Annotated in this window: 24 protein-coding genes; 19 read left to right on the forward strand and 5 right to left on the reverse strand. The window is 44.1% G+C overall.

The window, feature by feature from the left end; translation table 11 throughout:
* The first annotated feature begins 17 nt into the window (after positions 1–17).
* From rnr to OA79_RS08160, 16 genes are all read left to right on the forward strand, one after another.
* Positions 18–2,594: a ribonuclease R gene (rnr, locus tag OA79_RS08085; RefSeq protein ID WP_063332714.1), complete on the forward strand. Its 2,577-nt coding sequence runs from the start codon at positions 18–20 to the stop codon at positions 2,592–2,594.
* Positions 2,595–2,638: 44 nt separating this feature from the next.
* Entirely contained in the window at positions 2,639–3,406 is a 768-nt protein-coding gene (gene rlmB / locus OA79_RS08090) for a 23S rRNA (guanosine(2251)-2'-O)-methyltransferase RlmB (protein ID WP_063332715.1), read from the forward strand.
* Positions 3,407–3,416: 10 nt separating this feature from the next.
* The gene (gene cobT, locus OA79_RS08095) at positions 3,417–4,478 is read left to right on the forward strand and encodes a nicotinate-nucleotide--dimethylbenzimidazole phosphoribosyltransferase (RefSeq protein ID WP_063332716.1); all 1,062 of its coding nucleotides are present in this window, start codon (positions 3,417–3,419) and stop codon (positions 4,476–4,478) included.
* 46 nt (positions 4,479–4,524) lie between these two features.
* The gene (locus OA79_RS08100; RefSeq protein ID WP_063332717.1) at positions 4,525–5,310 is read left to right on the forward strand and encodes an adenosylcobinamide-GDP ribazoletransferase; all 786 of its coding nucleotides are present in this window, start codon (positions 4,525–4,527) and stop codon (positions 5,308–5,310) included.
* Complete coding sequence (locus tag OA79_RS08105) at positions 5,307–5,924, forward strand: histidine phosphatase family protein (protein WP_063332718.1); 618 nt, start codon at positions 5,307–5,309, stop codon at positions 5,922–5,924. The genes OA79_RS08100 and OA79_RS08105 overlap by 4 nt, the downstream gene beginning before the upstream one ends.
* Before the next feature lie 52 nt (positions 5,925–5,976).
* Positions 5,977–6,591: a trimeric intracellular cation channel family protein gene (locus OA79_RS08110; protein ID WP_063332719.1), complete on the forward strand. Its 615-nt coding sequence runs from the start codon at positions 5,977–5,979 to the stop codon at positions 6,589–6,591.
* A 22-nt stretch (positions 6,592–6,613) separates the two neighbouring features.
* A complete protein-coding gene (gene cobO / locus OA79_RS08115; RefSeq protein WP_063332720.1) occupies positions 6,614–7,228 on the forward strand; it encodes a cob(I)yrinic acid a,c-diamide adenosyltransferase in 615 nt (204 codons plus the stop codon).
* A 209-nt stretch (positions 7,229–7,437) separates the two neighbouring features.
* Complete coding sequence (locus tag OA79_RS08120; protein ID WP_013796931.1) at positions 7,438–7,881, forward strand: tetratricopeptide repeat protein; 444 nt, start codon at positions 7,438–7,440, stop codon at positions 7,879–7,881.
* A 29-nt stretch (positions 7,882–7,910) separates the two neighbouring features.
* A complete protein-coding gene (locus tag OA79_RS08125; RefSeq protein WP_063332721.1) occupies positions 7,911–8,132 on the forward strand; it encodes a hypothetical protein in 222 nt (73 codons plus the stop codon).
* Positions 8,122–8,625: a superoxide dismutase, Ni gene (gene sodN / locus OA79_RS08130; protein WP_063332722.1), complete on the forward strand. Its 504-nt coding sequence runs from the start codon at positions 8,122–8,124 to the stop codon at positions 8,623–8,625. The genes OA79_RS08125 and sodN overlap by 11 nt, the downstream gene beginning before the upstream one ends.
* 83 nt (positions 8,626–8,708) lie before the next feature.
* Entirely contained in the window at positions 8,709–9,008 is a 300-nt protein-coding gene (locus OA79_RS08135) for a S24/S26 family peptidase (protein WP_063332723.1), read from the forward strand.
* 129 nt (positions 9,009–9,137) lie between these two features.
* The gene (locus OA79_RS08140) at positions 9,138–9,758 is read left to right on the forward strand and encodes a YitT family protein (RefSeq protein ID WP_063332724.1); all 621 of its coding nucleotides are present in this window, start codon (positions 9,138–9,140) and stop codon (positions 9,756–9,758) included.
* A 145-nt stretch (positions 9,759–9,903) separates the two neighbouring features.
* A complete protein-coding gene (locus tag OA79_RS08145; RefSeq protein ID WP_063332725.1) occupies positions 9,904–10,434 on the forward strand; it encodes a GNAT family N-acetyltransferase in 531 nt (176 codons plus the stop codon).
* Between the two features lie 17 nt (positions 10,435–10,451).
* Positions 10,452–11,141, forward strand: a complete 690-nt coding sequence (locus tag OA79_RS08150) for a pseudouridine synthase (protein WP_063332726.1) — start codon at positions 10,452–10,454, stop codon at positions 11,139–11,141.
* Positions 11,142–11,168: 27 nt separating this feature from the next.
* Positions 11,169–11,540, forward strand: coding sequence for a DUF2750 domain-containing protein (locus tag OA79_RS08155; RefSeq protein ID WP_063332727.1), 372 nt, complete (start codon positions 11,169–11,171; stop codon positions 11,538–11,540).
* 82 nt (positions 11,541–11,622) lie between these two features.
* Positions 11,623–12,243 (forward strand): TetR/AcrR family transcriptional regulator, encoded by a 621-nt coding sequence (locus OA79_RS08160; RefSeq protein WP_063332728.1) that lies wholly within the window; start codon positions 11,623–11,625, stop codon positions 12,241–12,243.
* A 24-nt stretch (positions 12,244–12,267) separates the two neighbouring features.
* Here OA79_RS08160 and OA79_RS08165 read toward each other — a convergent pair whose 3' ends face one another.
* Positions 12,268–15,711: a PAS domain-containing hybrid sensor histidine kinase/response regulator gene (locus OA79_RS08165; protein WP_063332729.1), complete on the reverse strand. Its 3,444-nt coding sequence runs from the start codon at positions 15,709–15,711 to the stop codon at positions 12,268–12,270.
* A gap of 125 nt (positions 15,712–15,836) precedes the next feature.
* Between OA79_RS08165 and OA79_RS08170 the strand changes: the two genes are divergently transcribed.
* The 3 genes from OA79_RS08170 (at position 15,837) to OA79_RS08180 (ending at position 17,670) form a co-directional block, all read left to right on the forward strand.
* Positions 15,837–16,196: a DOPA 4,5-dioxygenase family protein gene (locus tag OA79_RS08170; RefSeq protein WP_063332730.1), complete on the forward strand. Its 360-nt coding sequence runs from the start codon at positions 15,837–15,839 to the stop codon at positions 16,194–16,196.
* 218 nt (positions 16,197–16,414) lie between these two features.
* Positions 16,415–16,897, forward strand: coding sequence for an FKBP-type peptidyl-prolyl cis-trans isomerase (locus tag OA79_RS08175; protein ID WP_063332731.1), 483 nt, complete (start codon positions 16,415–16,417; stop codon positions 16,895–16,897).
* 245 nt (positions 16,898–17,142) lie between these two features.
* The gene (locus OA79_RS08180; protein WP_063332732.1) at positions 17,143–17,670 is read left to right on the forward strand and encodes an Mpo1 family 2-hydroxy fatty acid dioxygenase; all 528 of its coding nucleotides are present in this window, start codon (positions 17,143–17,145) and stop codon (positions 17,668–17,670) included.
* A gap of 148 nt (positions 17,671–17,818) precedes the next feature.
* Here OA79_RS08180 and OA79_RS08185 read toward each other — a convergent pair whose 3' ends face one another.
* The 4 genes from OA79_RS08185 to OA79_RS08200 all read right to left on the reverse strand — a co-directional run bounded on the left by OA79_RS08185 (position 17,819) and on the right by OA79_RS08200 (position 21,258).
* Positions 17,819–18,022 (reverse strand): RSP_7527 family protein, encoded by a 204-nt coding sequence (locus tag OA79_RS08185; RefSeq protein ID WP_063332733.1) that lies wholly within the window; start codon positions 18,020–18,022, stop codon positions 17,819–17,821.
* A gap of 132 nt (positions 18,023–18,154) precedes the next feature.
* Complete coding sequence (gene bluB / locus OA79_RS08190) at positions 18,155–18,805, reverse strand: 5,6-dimethylbenzimidazole synthase (protein ID WP_063332734.1); 651 nt, start codon at positions 18,803–18,805, stop codon at positions 18,155–18,157.
* A gap of 90 nt (positions 18,806–18,895) precedes the next feature.
* A complete protein-coding gene (locus OA79_RS08195) occupies positions 18,896–19,402 on the reverse strand; it encodes a hypothetical protein (protein WP_063332735.1) in 507 nt (168 codons plus the stop codon).
* Positions 19,403–19,491: 89 nt separating this feature from the next.
* Positions 19,492–21,258, reverse strand: coding sequence for a sodium:solute symporter family protein (locus tag OA79_RS08200; protein WP_063332736.1), 1,767 nt, complete (start codon positions 21,256–21,258; stop codon positions 19,492–19,494).
* Positions 21,259–21,263: the final 5 nt, after the last annotated feature.

The following is a 21,263-nucleotide window of genomic DNA, read 5'->3' on the forward strand; positions in this document are numbered from 1 at the left end:
CCAAGGATAAACATACATTGAGTAAAAAAATTAACGATCCACACTCGCAGCGCGAAGCATCAAAATACGATAACCCGGTGCCTAGTCGTGAATACATCTTAGAATTTCTCGCCACACAAAATACCGCTTTAAGTCATCCACAACTGTGCGACTTATTTTCTCTTAAAGGGGAAGATGAGATAGAGGCATTGCGTCGTCGTTTAATTGCCATGTGTCGCGACAGCCAGCTGACCAGTAATGCCAATAATGAATATAAGCCACTTTTAGAAAGTGACTTCATCGAAGGGTATGTACAAGGCAATAAAGAAGGGCACGGCTTTTTACTGCGTGCCAGCGATGACGACATCTTTTTATCTGCTCGTCAGATGATGAACGTAATGGACGGTGACAAAGCCAAGGTTCGTTTGTCTGGTCGCAGTGTAAAAGGCCGTTTAGATGGTGTTGTCGTTGAGGTCTTGGAACGAAAGCACACTCAGTTAGTCGGGCGTTACTATGAAGAAAGCCAGACGGCTTTTGTGACACCAGAAAACCCTAGAATCTCGCAAGACATTCTGATTAGTAAAGATTCCGGACTGTCGCCTAAACATGGCCAATATGTGTTGGTTGAGATTGTTTCCTACGCCGAGCGTGGACAATCAGCAAAAGGTCTTGTAAAGAAAGTGCTGGGTGACTTCATGGCGCCGGGTGTTGAAATTGAAGTGGCCATGCATCGTTATGAAATTCCTAACGAATGGCCAGCTGCCGTTGAACAACAAGTTAAACACTTTACCTCTGAAGTGGCGGAAGAAGACAAAGCGCATCGAGTCGATTTACGCGATACGTCTTTTGTCACCATTGATGGTGAAGACGCCCGTGACTTTGATGACGCGGTATATTGTGAAAAAACACCAGGTGGCTGGAAGCTGTTTGTCGCCATTGCAGATGTGTCTCATTATGTTAAAAAAGACACCGCGCTAGACGAAGAGGCCATTGTACGAGGTAATTCGGTTTACTTCCCTGGCCGAGTGATTCCAATGTTACCGGAAGTGCTTTCCAATGGTTTGTGTTCATTGAACCCAGATGTTGACCGACTTGCCATGGTGGCTGAGATTTCTCTGACCACAAAAGGCAAGATGCGCGGCTTTAAATTCTATGAAGGTTTGATTCGTTCCCATGCCCGCCTGACGTACACCAAAGTGGCTAAAATGATTGCCGCTGAGCCAGAAGACGAAGGCCTAGCTTTGCGTGATCGCTATCAAAGTATCGTCTCGCATATCGATGATCTAAACGGTCTATATCAAGTGCTTAAAATGGCTCGTGGAGAACGAGGAGCGATGGAGTTTGATACTGTTGAAACCCGTATGGTGTTTGATGAGCATTCGAAGATCGAACACATAGTGCCGGTCGAACGTAATGACGCTCATAAGCTGATCGAAGAGTGCATGCTGTGTGCGAACGTAGCGACGGCGGAATTATTGATTAAAGCGGATTTACCCGCTTTGTTCCGTGTTCATGAAGGGCCAAAAGAAGATCGACTACTGACTTTGCGCAGCTATCTTGGGTTGCTTGGATTAGAGCTTACTGGCGGTTTAAAACCGACCCCAGCGGATTACGCTATGGTGGCTGAGCAAATTAAAGACAGAGCGGATGCGCGAAGCATTCAAACCATGATGTTGCGTTCTATGTCACAAGCGGTTTATCAAGCCGATAACATGGGCCATTTTGGTTTGAACTACGAAGCCTATACCCATTTTACTTCGCCGATTCGACGTTACCCTGACTTGTTGGTTCATCGGGCGATTCGTTATTTGATTCGTGGTGAAGGTCGACCGAATGTTACTCAAGCACATCGTGTTGCCGGCAGTCCTTTATTAAAAGAGAAGAAAATTTACGGCTATGACCATGCTGATATGGATGGTTTAGGCGATTCTTGTTCTCTGACAGAACGACGTGCTGACGAAGCCACACGCGATGTTGAAGCTTGGCTTAAATGCCAATACGTTGAGCAACATCTAGGTGATGCTTTTGAGGGTGTGGTCACCGCGGTGACGTCTTTCGGTTTGTTTGTTGAGTTACAGGGATTGTTCGTAGATGGTTTGATTCATATTTCTGGTTTAGGCCAAGATTATTTTGTTCATGATATCGAGCATCAAGCCATTATTGGTGAGCGCACTGGTCGTGTATTCCGTCTTGGTGATCGTTTGAAAGTTCGAGTTGCTAGCGTCAATTTAGAGCAGCGTAAGATTGATCTGACATTAGATGAATCAGCTTCACGTCCACGTAAGAAGGTTGAGCGTGATGATCTGACTGAATTAGAAATGCAATTGGCGCAACTGCCTCCGATTGAATTAGGTGGCCGTTCTAAACCAAAGGCAAAAAACAGTTCGGAAGAGGGAGCAGGAAGCAAGAAAGAAGGCGCGAAAGACAAAGACTCAGATAAACCGAAGAGTAAAAAGCGTCGTACTCCTTCGAAGGGAAAGCGCATTAGACAAAAGAAAACGGCTCAAGCCGCTGCTAAGACAAAAACGTCGTCAAACAGTGCGAAGAAGCCTAAAAAAGCGAAAAAGGTCAGCAAAGCGAAAAAAAGCAATGCGAAACCACGATCTCGAGACTAACCAATAGTCGATTAAATGCTGATATAGAGAGAATGAAATAAAACATGTCCGATTTAGAATGGATATACGGTATTCATGCCGTAGAAAATGCCCTGTCACAACAAGCTGATCGCATTAAAGAAGTGCGTTTTCAAGAAGGTCGTGACGACAAGAAAACACAACGATTAATGACGTTATGCAAAACGAACAAGGTGCGTTACAGCTTGGTGCCACGTCGCGACTTGGATCAACTTTTTACCAAAACCAAAGAACGAGTCGTACATCAAGGTGTTGTGGCTTATACCACGATGACAAAAGCAGGCAACGAAGCCGATTTGCACGCTTATGTTGAAGGGTTGGATGAAACGCCATTGGTCATTATTCTGGATGGTGTGACTGACCCTCACAACCTTGGTGCTTGTTTGCGAAGTGCTGACGCCGCTGGCGCTCACGCTGTCATTATGCCAAAAGATAATTCTGCGCCGCTCAATGCAACGGTCAGTAAAGTAGCCTGTGGTGCGGCTGAAAGCATGCCAGTGTATGCGGTGACGAACCTTGCTAGGACGATGAAAAAACTGCAAGACCAAGGTATTTGGATTTTCGGCACAGCAGGCGAAGCGACGGGTACCATATATGAGCAAGACTTAACCATTCCAACGGCCATTGTGATGGGCGCGGAAGGGGAAGGCATGCGACGCTTAACACGTGAACAGTGTGATTATCTCGTTAAGCTGCCTATGGCTGGTGTGGTATCCAGTTTGAACGTATCGGTCGCAACGGGTGTTTGCTTGTATGAAGTGGTTCGACAGCGTGCTGTGAAAGCTCAGCGTTAAGGAGTTGGCCTTGTTTCAGTCGTTTCAAATTCAAGCCCCTTCGTCGGCTTTAGATGTGGATCTTCAGCATAAGATTGACACCAAAACTAAGCCTCCAGGTTCGTTAGGGTCCCTTGAAAAAATCGCTTTTCAACTAGGGCGAATTCAAGGTAAGACCATTCCGGACGTCAGTCGCGCCAAGATGATTGTGTTTGCGGCAGATCATGGTGTAGTTGATCAAGGTATTAGCTTATTTCCACAGGAAGTGACACCACAAATGGTGATGAACTTTTTGATGGGAGGTGCGGCTGTGAGTGTCTTCTGTCAGCAGCATAATGTGCCATTGCGGGTTGTTGATGTCGGTGTAAAAGTGGATTTGGACGATCATCCATTATTAGCCAAGCGTAAAGTAGCCTATGCCTCCCAAGACTTTAGTCAAACGGCAGCAATGACCTCTGAGCAAGTCGCCATGGCGCTACAAGCGGGCGTTGAGGAGGTGGATCAGGCCATAGCAGAAGGAAATCAGCTATTGATGTTTGGTGAAATGGGCATAGGTAACACCTGTGTTTCATCTTGTATGATGTCGGCTTTATTAGGTGATGATGCCACTCTGACGGCGGGGCGAGGTACAGGCTTGGATGACCATGGCGTGTCTCACAAAGCAAATATTATCCAGCAGTCTTTGTTACGAGCGGAACAAGAAACGGGTCAGTGTATGGCAGACTGGAGCCCACAAACCCTTGCTGAGCAAGTCGGTGGTTTTGAAATATTGGCAATGGCTGGCGCTATGCTACAGGCAGCAAAGCAGCAAACGGCCTTTGTCGTTGATGGTTTTATTTGTTCTGTGGCTTTGTTGTTTGCACATAAAGTGTCGCCCCAGGTGAAGGCGTACGCCATGTTTGCTCATCAATCAAATGAACAAGCTCATCAACGTTTACTTGAGTTTCTTAACGCGGAACCAATTTTGTCCTTAGATTTGCGTTTAGGAGAAGGTTCTGGTGCGATTTTGTCTTACCCTTTAATTCAAAGTGCCTGTGTTTTTATGGCACAAATGGCCAGTTTTGAAAGTGCCGGTTTAAGTGATCAAACTTAATCTCGATTGAAGGCTTGGCGGGTTGATTAAGGGGTATGAGAAGAGTATGAAAAACGTATTAACCAGCGCGTATTGGCAAGGTTTTAAACGCAGTTTAGCAACATACACACGTATTCCAGTGCGAGTGGATTGGCGTGATGATATTGAACACCTTCCGGCCGTGAGTTTTTTGCCATGGGTTGGGATCGTCGTCGCGATTATGAGCACCTGGCCATTATGGTTTGATTGGTCAACCACGTTGCAGGCACTGTTCATGTTACTGACGGCTGTGCTTTTAACAGGCGGCTTTCATGAAGATGGTTTGATGGACAGTTGTGACGGTTTGGTTGGCGGTTGGGATAAAGAGCAACGCCTGACCATTATGAAAGACTCTCGTTTAGGCAGTTATGCCGCTCTGAGCATTTGGTTTTCTTTAACCTTGAAATGGCTGTTGTTGAGTGAGCTGTTGAATACGGCCTCTCATTCCTTCCTAGGTTTAATCTATTTAATTACTTCTTGGTGTGCGGTTCATGTAATAGCACGCATGTTTCCGCTTGTTTTGATGCATTGTCTGGACTATGTCACGTTAGGTGATAGTAAAGCAAAAAGCATGATTGCACGATTTGGCATGAAAGAATGGGTTGTGGCCTTGGTGCCCTGTGCAATTTTGGCTATTTTGTCTTTGAGTCTATTGGAAATAGTATTGGTTGCTGTTTTGGCTGCGTTGTTTTTATTGGCAATACGTCAGTATTTACAGCATAAGATTCAAGGCTTTAATGGGGATGCCTTGGGCGCCAGCGAACAACTGGGTGAAATCTTTATGATTGCGGCTTTATTGGTATTTGCATCGTGAAATTGTACCTTATTCGACACCCTAGGCCGGATGTGAAAGCGGGTTTATGTTACGGCGATATGGATGTGCCGTTGCAGAAGGGTTGGCAAACTCATGCACAGGCGTTAAAAACGTCACTGAATTTAGAGTATGACAATGTTAAAACTCGTTGTTACCACAGTCCTTTAAGTCGAGCGGCTTTATTAGCGAATCACATTAGTGATGGTCAATCTAAACCTATTGATGCTTTAAGAGAGATGGATTTTGGTCATTGGGAAGGGTTGTGTTGGTCCGAGATACCGCGACAAGAGATGGATGTTTGGGCTAGCGACATTGTCAATGAAAACCCATTTCAAGGTGAAACTTTGCAAGCAGTGGCAGATCGAGTATGGCAATGGTGGCTTAGTGTCAAAGATGAGCCAATGGATACTTGTGTGCTGGTGGCGCATTCAGGTGTCATTAAAGTGCTTGTCAGTCTGTTGTGTGAATGGCCTTTATCAAAATGTTTTCGTATTGATGTTGACTTCACCAGTGTGAGTGAGTTTTCCATACAAGGCGAATGGGTGTCATTAAAACGTTTGGGCGCAGGGGACTGGTTTCTTCATACGCCAGAACAATCAAACGAATCATCATAAAATCACTTGGCAATCGCTAAGTTAGCTTAGTTTGACAGAGATAAATTAAACAATGTTGTTGTATCTATTAGGTATGTTTGGGATAGCGGCTTTTGCTGTGACTGGGGTGATCTCATCAGGTAAAAAGGACATGGATTTGTTCAGTGTGGTGTTTCTGGGTATGGTAACCTCACTTGGAGGCGGTACCATTAGAGACACGGTGTTGGGCGTTGAAGATGTTTACTGGGTCAGTGATACCTCTTATCTTTGGGTCGCTTTTTTATCATCTTTGACGGCTTTTTTTGCGGTGCGTTACATGGAGGATCGACAGAGCGTTTTCCACTATGCTGACTCTTTTGGTTTGGCTCTGTTTACCGTGGTGGCCACGGAAAAAGTATTGGACCTAGGTTTTGCGCCAACGATTGCCATCACTATGGGAGTGATCACCGGCATTGCAGGGGGCATTATTCGAGATGTGTTGAGTCATCGTCCGCCACTGGTGTTAGGCAGAGAATTTTATGCAACGCCCGCTTTTCTGGGGGCGCTCTTGTTGGTGTTACTAGAAAAAAACATACCTTCACATGAATTTAACTCGATTTACGCCGTGGCATTAGTCTTTATACTGAGGGTCTTTGCAATCCATAAAGACTTATATTATCCAAGCTGGTTACTTTATAAAAAGCGTTAAGAGATAAAAGAGGATAGGGCTAATGGCAAACACAGCAACGCAAACCGAAGCTGAAAAACAACAAGCGCGCCTGCTAAAGAAGAAAGCAGTAGTGGATCAACGTATTGCTGCTGCAACAGAAGAACGTGGTGTCACGATTTTACTCACCGGTAATGGCAAAGGGAAAAGTTCCAGTGCCTTTGGCACCATGGCGAGAGCATTAGGCCATGGTCAAAAATGCGGCGTCATTCAGTTTATTAAAGGGCGTAAAGCCACTGGTGAGCAACTTTTTTTTGGTGAGCATCCGCACGTTGATTTCCATGTGATGGGGCATGGTTTTACCTGGGAAACTCGTGATCCTGAACTGGAGCAAAAAGCGGCGAATCAGGCTTGGTCTATGGCTAAGGTTATGCTGGCTGATGAGAGTATTGATTTCGTTTTGTTGGACGAAATCACTTATATGTACAAATATGGCTATTTAGATGAACAAGATTTAATCGATGCTTTAGCCTCTCGTCCAGCACATCAGAATGTTATGATGACAGGGCGAACCGCGCCGCGAGTTCTACTGGATTCTGTAGATACTCACAGTAAGATTGCCAATGAACGGCATGCGTTTGCTGGTGGTGTCAAAGCCCAACCAGGTATTGAGTGGTAACGTTTTTTTAGCGCATACAATATGTCCACGTGTTATTAAAAGGTCAGCGATAAGCTGGCCTTTTTTGTGCCTGTCTTTCCCCCGTTTTCGAAAAAAGCATTATTAATAATGAGTTTTATTCTCAAAATTGCTGGATTTATTTTGTTTTGTTTACGATAATGATTCTCATTAGATCTTAATGATTGACCTGCTTGGTCGCGGAGGAAACGATGCAAAACTGGGAACGTTTAACAAGACAAGCCAATAAAGCTTATTCAAACCATGATTACTCAGACTCGATCGAGCTTAATCAACAAGCACTTCAGCAGGTTGAGCAATCCTTTGACGATGATTTTCATCAAGACGCTGAGTCTGTTGTGGCGGCCGCGGCAGTGAGCTTTCTCAATATCGCTGAGTCTTACACGGCGCTGGGCGACTTCCTATCTGCCAACACGCAATACGAAAGCGCGGTGAATTTTTTACAGGCTGTCATTGTGCGTCCAGATATGGATGAAGACCAACGTGGATTGATTATGAGAACGGCAACTCACATTCGTTTTGAATGGGAGCTGTTCTCACAGAGCCATAGCAAACATGTTATGGCTCAAAGTAAAGCGCTGATGCGTTCTATTACAAATGTTGTTACCAGTCAGGCCACTATGGTGCGCCATTAAATTCGCTTTAAATTGATAAGGATAAATATATGAAATCTGCTGTTACATCGCTCGTTGCTGGTCTCTGTTTGGCTCTGATGAGTTCAATGGTGCTAGCACACCCAGGTCACGACCATGCTCATTGGTCTAGTGAGTTGATTCATATGTTAACTTGGCTAGCCATTGCTAGTGTGATCGTAGGCGGCTTAATTTATAAGCAAGTACTACGTCGTAAAGGTTCTAAGCAGGAGGATAAAAACCATGATGCATAATATGGTTAAAGTGTTAGATAAGGTGATTGGTTTTAAAACAGCCCAAGCTCACTGTGATATTCCGTGCAAAATTTACGATCCCTCAACCGCTCTAGTGGCAGCGTTAAGTTGTGTTCGTTTGATGGATCTGATTAAAGAAATCGAAGACAAAGAAACATTAACGGTTGCAGATTATGCTCAAATTGCCCGTTTAGTAGGTGAAAAAGAATCAGCGAGCACTGAGGTAAAAGAAGCGGTTCGTATTATTTGGGGCGATTATTTTAAAGCGCCTCAATTCGAACAAGTGCCGAATGCTCATGATTTGACCCACAGTATTATGTTGCAAGCGTCAAAATGTAAACAAGGCATCAAACGTGAAGAGGGCGAAAAACTGGTGTCATTGGTAAATGAGTTTGCTGAAGCCTTTTGGTTAACAAAAGGAGTGGCAACCTATAAAGCACCTTGTCCTTATCCGCCTATGCTGGACACTGTCTACCCTGATCTTAAGGGGTGATTTGTTTTATGAGCATCGGGAAAGTCTAATGCCTTTTCTGATGCTCTGTTCCTGTCATATTATCGATTGATGAAGGAGGAATTATGTTGCGCTTCATCAAAGTTCAAGGGGAGAGCATGGCCCCAAATCTTCATGATGGCGATTTTGTTTTTATTAGTCGTTGGTATCGTAAGCTCAAAGTTGGTCAGCTAGTTGTGGTTGATCATGCCTTATATGGCTATATCGTTAAAAAAATATTGCATATCGCGCCGGATGGACAGTTATGGCTTGGTGGTGAAAATAATAAAAGCCTTCAGTCTGAGCGGATTGGTTGGGTATCACCAAGGCGTGTTATTGGTAAGGTGATAGGTCGTATTTGCGCTTCTCAAAGAAAGCTTCAATGAAGTGTCTATAAAACTGGACACTTTTCTCAAATCACTAGAATTTGTTTCCTCTCCTTGTCTTGGTCTCGTTGATCTTTTTCTCTAAAATCCCGCCCATTACGAATCAAGTTAAATACCTCAAGGAAAAGCATGTCCACAACAGAGTTACCAAAAGTTCAAAAACATACCCGCTTAGAAGACATTCAAGCCATGGTGATCGGAACATTAATCATCGCGCTGGGAGTGAGTCTGTTTACTCAAGCCGGACTGTTAACCGGTGGCTCCGCTGGATTAGCGTTTTTGATTCAGTATTCAACATCGTTAACCTTTGGTCAGGCTTTTTTTCTAATTAACCTACCATTTTATGTATTGGCTATTTGGCACTTTGGCTGGAATTTCACATTGAAAACCTTTGTCGCGGTTTTCTGTGTCTCGGTTTTTTCGGACGTTACGCCTATGCTGGTATCGTTTGAAGCAGTTGATCCTGTTTATGCCAGTATGACAGGAGGCTTCTTGATGGGAGTGGGTTTCCTCATGTTATTTCGTCACAATGCGAGTCTGGGTGGGGTGAACATTCTCGCTCGTTATTTAGCAGAGAAACACGGAATTTCCATGGGAAAATTTCAAATGGTGGTTGATTGCACCATAGTGATGACATCTATTTTTGTGGTGGATTATCGCTTAATTATCATTTCGTTTGTGGGTGCCATTGCTTTAAATATGATCATTGCGGTGAATCATAAACCAGGACGATACATGGGAAATGTATAAAATAATACAGCGTGTTTAAAAAGCGGCATTTGCCGCTTTTTTTGTGTATTTATCCACTCAATCGCGGATTTTTACACTTAAGATTTCCTAAAATATGGCCTCTCGGGTATGATTACGCCAAATATAAAACAGAGGAAATAAGCGTTTGGAGTTATTAAAGGTAGATAACCTTAATCCTTATCTAGATGACCTTGTTGAATTACTGATTGATGCCGTTGATTCCGGTGCCCCGATTGGCTTTTTACCGCCAATGAGTGAACCTGAAGCAAAAGCCTATTGGTTGTCCGTAAATGATGAATTGCTGGAAAATGCTCGCCAAGTTTTATTAGTGCGAGAAGATGATAAAGTGGTTGGCAGCGTGCAAATCGGCATGTCACCTAAGGCCAATGCTTTGCATCGATGTGATGTCGAAAAGCTCATGGTACACACTCAAGCTCGTGAAAATGGTTTAGGCAGTACCTTGATGAAAGGTGTCGAGCGAGTGGCGGCTGCGATGCAAAGACAACTATTAATCCTTGAAGTGCGAAGTGATGACATAGCTCACGATATGTATGTCAACATGGGATACATTCCATTTGGGGAAGTACCAGGTTATACCCGCAGTGCAAATGGCATGCTGCACAACTCTACTTTCTTTTATAAAGAAATTGAAACCACCCATGAAGTATTTTCTTAATCAGCGTAGGCCCACCATTGAGACTTGATTTTTATTTATCCCATGTGACTGAACTTGCCCGTAAAGCGGCTAAAATTGCGGCAGCGAAAGGGCGAGTAACCGTTAATGGTGACGTGGTCAAAAAAGCCAATTATACAGTGCAAGAAACGGATCAAATTTGTCTTGATGCTGAATTACTGGCATGGCCATCAGAAGGCTATTATTTGCTGAACAAACCAGCGGGTTACGTTTGTGCTAATCAAGACCCTGAACATCCGATTGTATTAGATTTACTGCCAGCACACCTTGGTCAACAATTAAATATAGTTGGTCGATTGGATAAAGACACAACCGGCTTACTATTGCTGACAACCGATGGTCAATGGCTGCATCGCATCACTTCTCCTCGACATGTTTGTGACAAGCGATATCGTGTTCATTTAGCGGATCCTATTTTGGATGAGGCGATACAACAACTTGAAAAAGGGGTGTTGTTAAACGGTGAAAGTCAATTGACGCAGCCTGCCAAGGTGGAGCGTATCGCAAGTGATGCCATTTATCTCACCATTCAAGAAGGTAAGTATCATCAAGTGAAACGTATGTTGGCGGCGGTGGGCAATCGAGTAGCTGAACTGCATCGTGATCAGATTGGTCCTTTACAATTGGATGAAACGCTTGCCGCGGGAGAATATCGAGCCTTAACAAGCGATGAAGTGGCTTACTTTTAAAGACTTAACGATAAAGAGAAAAACACTATGACAGAATTATCGATGGATCAAAGAGTACAATTATTGGTGTCACCAGACAGTGAGCGTTTGGCGTATTTTATTGAACAAGCTAAGGTCACTCAGCAAGTCTGGAGTTTAAGCAACGAAGAAGGCTTCGTCATGGTTGAAACAGACGATGGTGATTGTGTGATGGTATGGCCTGATGCTGAGTTTGCTAGTCAATGGGCGATTGATGATTGGGATGATTGTGAGCCAGTGGCAGTCTCTCTTGAGACCTTTAAGACTGAGTGGTTACCAAGTCTTACAGCCGATAAGATCACAGTAGCCGTTTTTCCTAATATTGAAGACGAAGGTAAGTTGTCGACTGCGGAAGAGTTGACCACTCTTTTAGCTGAGTAATAACGTTTAAAAATAAACCATTCGTGGGCATGACGAATGGGCGTATTTGCTATGGAATATCAACATTAAGGAACGACCCCTTATGAGTAAGCGCCAAAATCATCGTGAAGAAGTCTTTGTTAAAATACTGGATGCCGCCGAGGTTGAGTTCGGATTGAAGGGTTATAACGGTGCTAGTTTGCAGCATATTGCGGAACGTGCAGGTCTACCAAAACCAAACATTATTTATTATTTTCAATCGAAAGCGAATCTATATAAACAGGTGTTAGATCAGACTCTAATGGGGTGGAATGATTTGTTTGATCGGGCAACCGTAGAAAACGATCCGGCAGAAGTGATAGACAGCTTTATCCGAGTGAAGTTAAAAAACAGTTTTGATAAGCCCGTAGCATCACGATTATTTGCCATGGAAGTGGTCAGTGGTGCGAATCACATCGGCGATTATTTAAAAGAAGAGTTACGTCCGTGGTTTGTGTCACGAGTTGAGCTGTTAGAGGCTTGGATGAACGCTGGAAAAATGCGTCAAACAGATGCGGCGAGTTTGATCTTTATGATTTGGGCGACCACTCAACACTATGCTGACTTTGAAGCACAGGTGCTGGCATTAAGTGGTAAAGAAGGGTATGACGAAGACGACTTAATGCGCATTGGTGATGCGATAAGCGGCATTGTCCTTGCTGGTTGTGGCCTTACTAAAGCCTAGTGTTTGTGTTTATTTTGGCTAAGTTCAGGATTTTTGTACATGGCGTATTAAGGCTCTGAGCTTCGCTGGCTTAGCCGGTTTGGCCATATAACTGATCTGTTGTGCTTTACAGGTTTCAATTAAATCAGGCTCTCTGGAAGCGGTTAATAGCGCTGCAGGAATGCAATAACCGGCTTTCTCTCGCAAGGCTTGAATCAGATTAAGGCCGTCTTTATCATCATCTAGGTGATAATCCACCAAGAGTAACTCCGCTTCCCCTTCTGCTGCAAACGCCTGATCATAACTTTGAAAACTGTGGCATTCGCATTGCCAATGTCCTAAAAGACTTGCCATGGCGGCTAAGTTGTTGGCATCATCATCGATACACCAGACACGACAACTGGAGTGATCTTGTGTCTTCTCTTCGGATTCTATTTTCGTTTTGGGAAGTGGCGTTGTCTGGTTCGTTGCCATTGGAATGTGAATGCTAAAACAGCTTCCTTTGCCCGGAATAGAGCGTAATTGAGTGACGAGTCCCAGTTGTTTTTGCATGCGACGTACTAGACCTAAGCCTAACCCCATACCCGGTTCTTGAGTATTTTCCCAACGATAAAAGTCATCAAATACCTTACCTTGCTCTGCATCAGGAATGCCTACCCCGGTATCCCACACTTGTAACAATACTTGGTTCTTACGTGGTCGAACACTCAATAGAACTCGTCCTTTTGCCGTGTATTTCACCGCATTAGAGACAAAGTTTTGAATGATGCGACGTAAATAAATCGGATCTGAATAGACATTGAAGGAGCGTATATGCGTGCTCAGTTGAATATTTTTACTGGCTGCTATGACGTCAAATTCCGCGATGATGGGCCTAAGAATATTATCTAAGCTACAGGTTTCAAGGGTTGGCTGAATGGCACCTTGATCTAAACGTGCAATTTCTAACAGGGTCGAAATCAGCGCTTCAGTGGACTCTAATGAGTCGGACAGCTTTCGAATCACATGTCCTGTGTCATCCTCTAATTCCGTTGAGTTAAGGATGCCCATGTAGAGTTTTGCTGCGTTCAGTGGTTGCAAAATGTCGTGACTGGCTAAAGCAAGGAATTCAGTTTTTGATGCATTGGCTTGTTCGGCTTCGCCTTTGGCATCCATTAAGGCTTTTTCGGCTTTATTTCGGCGGTTTATTTCTTGAAGTAGCTCATGGTTGATACTTTGTACTTCTTCTGTGCGCGCCTCGACTCGCTTTTCAAGGTCTATGTTGGCTTCTTTGAGGGCTTGTTGGCTTTCGATGTGTTCTGTGATGTCAGTGAAACTGGTGACAAATCCACCATCTGGTAATGGGTTTCCGATCATTTCAATCACTCGACCATTGGCACGGCGACGTAAGAAACGATGAGAGGTGCCTTTTTTCAAGTGGTCGAGACGCTTGTTCACCAAGTCTTCGATTTCACCCACACCACATTCGCCTCGCTGAGCGTTGTAGCGGATTAGCTCCTCCACTGGTAAACCGACTTTGAGCATGCCTTCTGGATAAGGGTAAAGTTGTCGGTACGTCTTGTTCCAAGCGACTATTCGTAAGTCCTTATCCACTACGCTAATGGCTTGATCAAGGTTATCCATAGAGACAAACAGCAGGTTCTGACTAAATTGAATGGCTTGAGTGGTTTCGTCTAAGTAAGTCACCATTTCTTCCACCTTGATTTGTTTGTCTATCAAAATGGAATTAATGATGGTTCGGGCTGATGAGCCACCTAATACGCCCCCTAAAATACGTTCACAATAGTCCACAAATAAGCGGTTAGGGGAGTCGTTCGGCGTCATATTCTGATTATAATCGCGAGCAAAATTGTCCAGTACTTGCTGTGATTTTTGCTTACCTAAAAACGTTTCCAGCAAGACAAAAAAATCACTGTTGGTGGCTTTGCTTTTTGGCTTAAAGAAGCCTTTTTCGAGTTCTGTTGTCGGGCTGACAAAAGCGGTTGCTTGAATTCGGTCAATTAATCTCTCAGTCGACAGTAAAGAGCCAACAATATAACCGAAAATGTTCGCTAATAAACTGATGAAAGCGCCGTAACTGATGACCTCTGAGCGAGATTGCTCACTGTCTAAACCCCATTCGATGTTACCCGTTAATGGCAACATCATGAGTAAGATCCAGCTGATAAAGCCAAACGTCAAACCTGTGTACACACCATAAGCGTGACCACGTTTCCAGTAAAGACCGCCGAATACAGCTGGCATTAACTGAAGTACCAATGAAAAGGCTAAAACTCCGGTTCCAGATAACGATTCATGGTTGGCCATTTTCTGATAGTAGAGGAATGACAGGGTTAAAATCCCCATCATCGCCAAACGGCGAATCACCAAAATACGTCGACGATACAGAGGTAGCGCTTGTTGCTGTGCGCTGGCGCGAGCCAGCATGATGGGCAGAATGACATCATTGCTGATCATAATACTTAAAGCGAACGTCGCGACGATCGTCATGGCTGTTGTTGCTGAGATGCCGCCGAGAAAAATTAACATTTGTAGGGGCAGATTATCGGAAACCAAAGCGAATTGAATGACATAAGTATCTGGGTTTACGCTGGACGCGAATAGACCCTGGCCGGCGAGAGAGATAGGCGGGATGATGAGAGCAAAGATGGCCAAATACAAAGGAAACATCCATCGCGCCATATTCGATTGCCGTTTGTCTTGATGATCAACAACTGTGACGTGGAACTGGCGTGGTAAACAGATTACGGCCGCTGCGGCCATAAAGGTTTGCATTAAAAAGGGGAAAGAGAGAAAGGCATCAGGATGCCAAACAGACACATCGACTTTCCCTTCTAACGTGGAAAAGTTTAAGTCTTGTGTCATCACCCAGACCACTAATCCAACGGCGATAATGGCAATTAATTTGAAAAGTGATTCTGCGCCAATGGCCAACATCATACCGGACCGATACTCAGTAACCTCTACTTTACGAGTGCCGAACAGCATGGCGAAGATGCCCATTAATATGGTCGCAATCAGGACAATTAAAGTTGAGGATGATTCGTCTTGATTGACGAACAGGGCAAAATTAGAGCCGATGGCTTTGAGTTGTAGGGCAATATAAGGAATGACAGCGAGCATGCAAATCAAAATCACCAGGGGCGCTGTCATAGGGCGTTTGCCATAACGGGATGAGATAAAATCCGCGATGGAGGTGATGTTTTGCTTGTGGCTGACGGTGATCATTTTTCGCAGTAATGGAAAAGCGAATAAATACAATAAAATGGGGCCTAATAGGATTGGTAGATAATTCCAACCGGAGCGAGTGGCTTCGCCAACCGAACCATAAAATGTCCAAGCGGTGCAATAAATCGCTAATGAAAGACTGTAAACCAGGGGATGTCTGGTTAACTTCTTTGCTTGAGGACCTTCCTTATCTCCCCATAGAGCGATAAAAAATAGGCCCATCACATATAAAATAGCTAATAGAATCCAAAAAAACGTCATGGCCTAAGCACCTGAATATAAAGCATTGTTTTATTCTTTGATGAGAAAATGTAACACACTTATTAGGATAATCCTCTAAGACTTAGGTCGTGTTAAACTGCTTACGAACATTGAGGAGAAAGAGCATGACGTTACCAGATCATACTCAGATTAAGGCTTTTCACGCCCATCTGTATTTTCAAGATGAAACCGAGTTAGCACTGGCACAAGCCTTAGCCCAGCAGGCCTCTGATCTGTTTGACATTCGTGTGGGGCGATTTCATCAAAAGCCAGTGGGGCCTCATCCGTTGTGGAGCTGCCAGCTGTCTTTTGCAGCTGAGACCTTTGGCGACTTTATCCCATGGTTAATGATGAATCGTCGAAGTTTGGATATTTTTGTTCACCCTTTGACTGGTGATGATTACCTAGATCACACCCAAGGTGTCAGTTGGTTAGGGCAGTCACACACATTGGATATCTCACAATTTCGAGCGAAAAAGGTTTAATTACATAGAGTGAGGGGACTTTTTTCTGTTTTTTCTCAAAAAAGATGGCGCTAGCCCTTTAAAAATAGCTTATAAGACCAAGATCTACGAACTGGTGATTATGTTATTAGAACGTTATCATAACTAACGCTCGGGTTCGTGTTGTGGCGGTGTATCGCAAAATTGTTTGCTTGTATCAAGCGCTCGTTCCCTTATTCAAGATAAAGCTGGAGAAGACAATGCAAATTTCTGAAAACACCGTTGTGAGCATGCACTACACATTAACTGACGATCAAGGTCAGCAACTCGATTCTTCGGTTGGTCAAGAACCATTGGTGTTCTTAAGCGGTGCACAAAATATCATCGATGGCTTGGACAAAGCGCTTCAAGGCAAAGCATCTGGCGAGAAATTGACAGTATCTGTCGCTCCAGAAGATGGCTACGGTGAGATTCATCAAGAACTGATTCAAAAAGTGCCAGCAGAAAATTTCCAAGGCGTGGATGACATCCAAGTCGGTATGCAGTTCATGGCACAAACGCCTGGTGGTCAGCAGCCAGTAACGGTTATTGGTGTTGAAGAAGATGGTGTGATGTTAGACGGTAATCATCCGCTAGCAGGTAAAACATTGAACTTTGCTGTTGAAATTGTCGAAGTTCGCGAAGCGTCTGAAGAAGAGCTAGAGCATGGTCATGTTCATGGTGAAGGTGGTCATCAACATTAAGCTTTAGTGCTTGATATTGATAAAAAAACGGCTTCTTCGGAAGCCGTTTTTTTATGTCTCTATTATAGGGTTTTAGCGTCTTTCTTTTGTTATTCTAGTTAACACTTAAGGCTGAATTTGTTCGCAATGTACGTTATCAATAAAGCAGGTGAATGGGATTGTGGTATTAGTAAATGGTATTGACTATTAATGTAGTTATACGATTAACTAATATCCTGAACAATAATAAAAAAAGAGGTCACACCATGAAGAGCCTACTGGAGCATTTATCCCAATATGCTTACTACCATCAAGATAGACGTAATGTCGCCACGCATTTCATTGGTATTCCAATGATTGTGTTAGCCATTGCAATATTATTATCTCGTCCGAGTTTTTCCGTTTCTGATGTCTCTCTTACGCCAGCAATTATCGCGGTGGTACTGAGTGGCTTATTTTATTTGTTATTACATTTTTGGGTCGGGCTCGCTATGTCTGGCCTCTTGATACTTTGTTTGTTTATTGCTGACTATCTTGCCGCACAAACGACCATAGTGTGGTTAGTGAGTGGGTTAGGCTTATTTATTGTTGGCTGGATTTTTCAATTTATTGGGCATTACTTTGAGGGTAAGAAACCCGCTTTTTTGGATGATGTCATAGGTCTGATCATTGGGCCATTGTTTGTCTTTGTTGAGTTTCTTTTTGTCTTGGGAGTAAAGGATGAATGGCAGCAACAGATAAACCAATTTTGCGATCTTAAAAATCAACAAAATGAGCTGACAGACGGTGTTTGATGATTACTAGGAAATGATTAAAGCAGGAAGAAGCGGGGAAGCGCCATAAATTATTATTTTAGCGCCTTTTCCGTAATGAGTAAGCTAATGAACTGTCGTGAGAGGACGCCCAAGAACAGTGCTTACTCTAAGCTCTTTTTAGCAAATCTTAAGCGTGTTGTGCAGAAGAAGATACTAGGCTTGTTTTGATTTTAGCAACAACAGATTTGATGGCTTTACCAGCGGCTGCGAATGAAGCAACGATGAATTCAGCGCGTTCAGCACGAGCAACAGCGATACGAACGTCAGCGTCAGATAGGTAAGCAGCGTTTACGTTATTGATTAGTTCAGAGACAGACTTTGAATTGTTCATAATGTTTTCCTTCTTTATCAAGTGACCCGCTTTTGGCTGGTCTATGGTGAATTTTTTCGATGTGTTTATGATAAGAAGTGCCAGCAAAGAAGACAAACGATAAAAAATACCCTCAAAGGTGAATTTTATTCACTAATTTTTCTCTTGCCAGACATCGTGATGAATAACCGATTCAACAGGACGACGTGTTAACCAGCCCGCTTTTTCTAAATCCGGCGTGTCTTGAAAGGCGTCTACGTAGCCAATACAAAGGTAAGCAATAATCTCAATGTTATCTGGTATTTTTAGAAGATCTCGAAGCACCTGATCATGCAAAATGCTCACCCAACCCAGTCCAATATTTTCAGCCCTTGCGGCCAGCCATAAATTTTGAATGGCACAAACTGAACTAAATAAATCCATTTCAGGTTTCGCTGTTCGGCCTAATACCACAGGACCTGTTCGACTACGATCACAAGTCACGCATATGCCTAAAGGCGCTTCTTCTATGCCTTCCAGTTTGAGCGTTTTGTATTTTTCCTGGCGTTCCCCTTGAAACAACTCAGCCGCTTCTGCATGGGCTTGTAAAAAACCTTGTTTGATTTTGGCTTTAGTCTCTTTATTAGCGACTAAAATAAAATCCCAAGGTTGCATAAAACCGACACTAGGAGCATGGTGAGCTGCAAGCAGTATGCGCTCTAAGACTACGTTTGGAATAGGAGTCGACTTGAATTCGCGACGAACATCTCGTCGGCTAAAGATGGTTTTATAGACGGCATCGCGCTCGTTTTCGGTAATGGTCATAACATCGACTCAGTAGACTAAAAGAGCCTATTATGATTTGGGCAAGAAGCTCTGCCAAGGCAATTATATTCAAGCTAGTGATGGAATTCTTCAACTACAGACGGCCGTGATTAACGGGTCGTTATCCTCTAATGGATACCATTGAGTTGTTGAATTGGTTTCGGCACTGAATGAATCGGTAAAGTCTGCTCGAGCCGATTGTATGCAATCAATGACTTGTGGGACTCGTTTTGCCGTAGAGCGGCGTTCAAAAAAGTACAAATCCACCAAAATTAAATTTGGGTCAATTTTATTTTGTGCCGAGTTGGCGACATCAGCGGCAATGAAGCGGGTGGTTTGAGGAAAGACATAACTCCATGGACGCCAAAGGGCTTTTTCTTCAACCGCCTTAACGACCACAACACCAGTGGGTAATAAACCCGTTTGATGATCGTACCAATCGTATTCACCTTGTACTTGAAAACCAAGCATACAGAGACCTGCAAACGCTGGCACTAACCATTTAGGCGCAGCCTGTTTAGAGAGTTTACGAATTAATAAGGCGATACCAGCACCGCCAAGACCAGCAAAAACAGTTGCGACCAATTCCCAAATCATATGGATGTGTTCCTTTATTTAATTTTCTTATTATAAGGAAATCGAGCCTTGCGGAAAGCAAGGCTCGATATTGAACAGGGAAGCGTCAGTTAGTGATCAACTGCGTTGCCTGCTCCTTGTGGGTAACGAACATTTTCAACCAGTTCTTGGATTTCTTTAGGTGGCTCTTCTGTCATCGATGATACGGCAAAGGCAACGGCGAAGTTAATCACTGCGCCAACGGCACCAAAAGACAATGGAGAGATACCAAGTAACCAGTTATCTGGTGTGTTGGCTAGGGTAGCTGTACCTGGAATGAAGAACCAACCTAGGAATAAGAAGATATAAACCAAAGTGGAAATCAAACCTGCCAGCATGCCTGAGACAGCGCCTTTGCTGTTTACGCGTTTCGAGAAAATGCCCATCATTAACGCAGGGAAGATGGACGCTGCCGCGATACCAAACGCCAGAGCAACTACCTGTGCGGCGAAGCCGGGTGGGTTCATACCGAGGTAGGTGGCGACGATAATGGCGACAAACATGGATATCCGTGCGACCGTCAACTCCCCCTTGTCACTGATGTCGGGGTTAATCGAGCCTTTTATGACGTCATGGCTGACGGCAGAAGAGATAGCCAGTAATAAGCCCGCGGCGGTGGAGAGTGCGGCTGCGAGACCACCTGCTGCGATCAAACCAATAACCCAACCTGGAAGGTTAGCAATTTCAGGGTTAGCCAATACCAGAATATCACGGTTAACCGTTAACTCATTTCCTTCCCAACCACGTGCTGTCGCTTCCGCTTCATAGGTTGGCGTATCGTTATAGAACTGGATACGACCATCGCCATTTTTGTCTTCATACTTGATCAAACCGGTGGTTTCCCAAGTTTGAATCCAATCTGGACGCTCGGCGTATTCGATTGGTTGCTCAGTCGGACCTGATGGATAGATGGTTGTCATTAGGTTCAAACGAGCCATAGACGCAACGGCAGGAGCTGTTAGGTATAACAAAGCAATGAAGACTAATGCCCAACCAGCAGACCAGCGTGCATCAGCCACTTTAGGTACAGTGAAGAAGCGAATAATAACGTGAGGCAGCCCCGCCGTACCTATCATCAAGGATAGAGTAAAGAGAACCATATTCAGTTTATTGTCCACATCGGCCGTGTAATCCCTAAAACCAAGTTCACGTACTACCTCATCCAGTTTTTGCAACAACGGCATACCGGATTCAGTATGAGTTGAGAACAGACCGATAGCAGGTAGGAAGGTGTCTGTTAATTGTAAGGAGATAAAGACCGCTGGAATAGTATAAGCGATGATCAACACCACATATTGTGCAACCTGTGTATAGGTTATGCCTTTCATACCGCCCAATACCGCGTAGAAGAACACGACAATAGCGGCAATCATAAGACCAGTGTTTTTATCGACTTCAAGGAAGCGAGAGAAAGCCACACCAGCACCGGTCATTTGACCGATTACATAGGTGACAGACGCGGTAATCAAACAAGCCACTGCGACTAAACGTGCAGTACGGCTATAGAATCGATCACCAATGAAGTCTGGCACAGTGAACTTGCCGAACTTACGAAGGTAAGGAGCAAGTAGCATAGCGAGAAGTACGTAACCACCGGTCCAACCCATTAAGAAGGTTGAGTTGGCGTAACCGCCCGCGGCAATTAAGCCTGCCATAGAAATAAAGGATGCTGCAGACATCCAGTCGGCCGCTGTTGCCATGCCGTTTAATACTGGGTGAACGCCGCCGCCAGCAACATAGAATTCTTTTGTTGATCCAGCTCGTGCCCAAAACGCAATACCGAAATAGAGCGCGAACGAACCGCCGACGAAAAGTAGATTGATAGTAAACTGATCCATACGAC

This window comes from Marinomonas sp. TW1, assembly GCF_001625355.1.
Taxonomy (GTDB): domain Bacteria; phylum Pseudomonadota; class Gammaproteobacteria; order Pseudomonadales; family Marinomonadaceae; genus Marinomonas.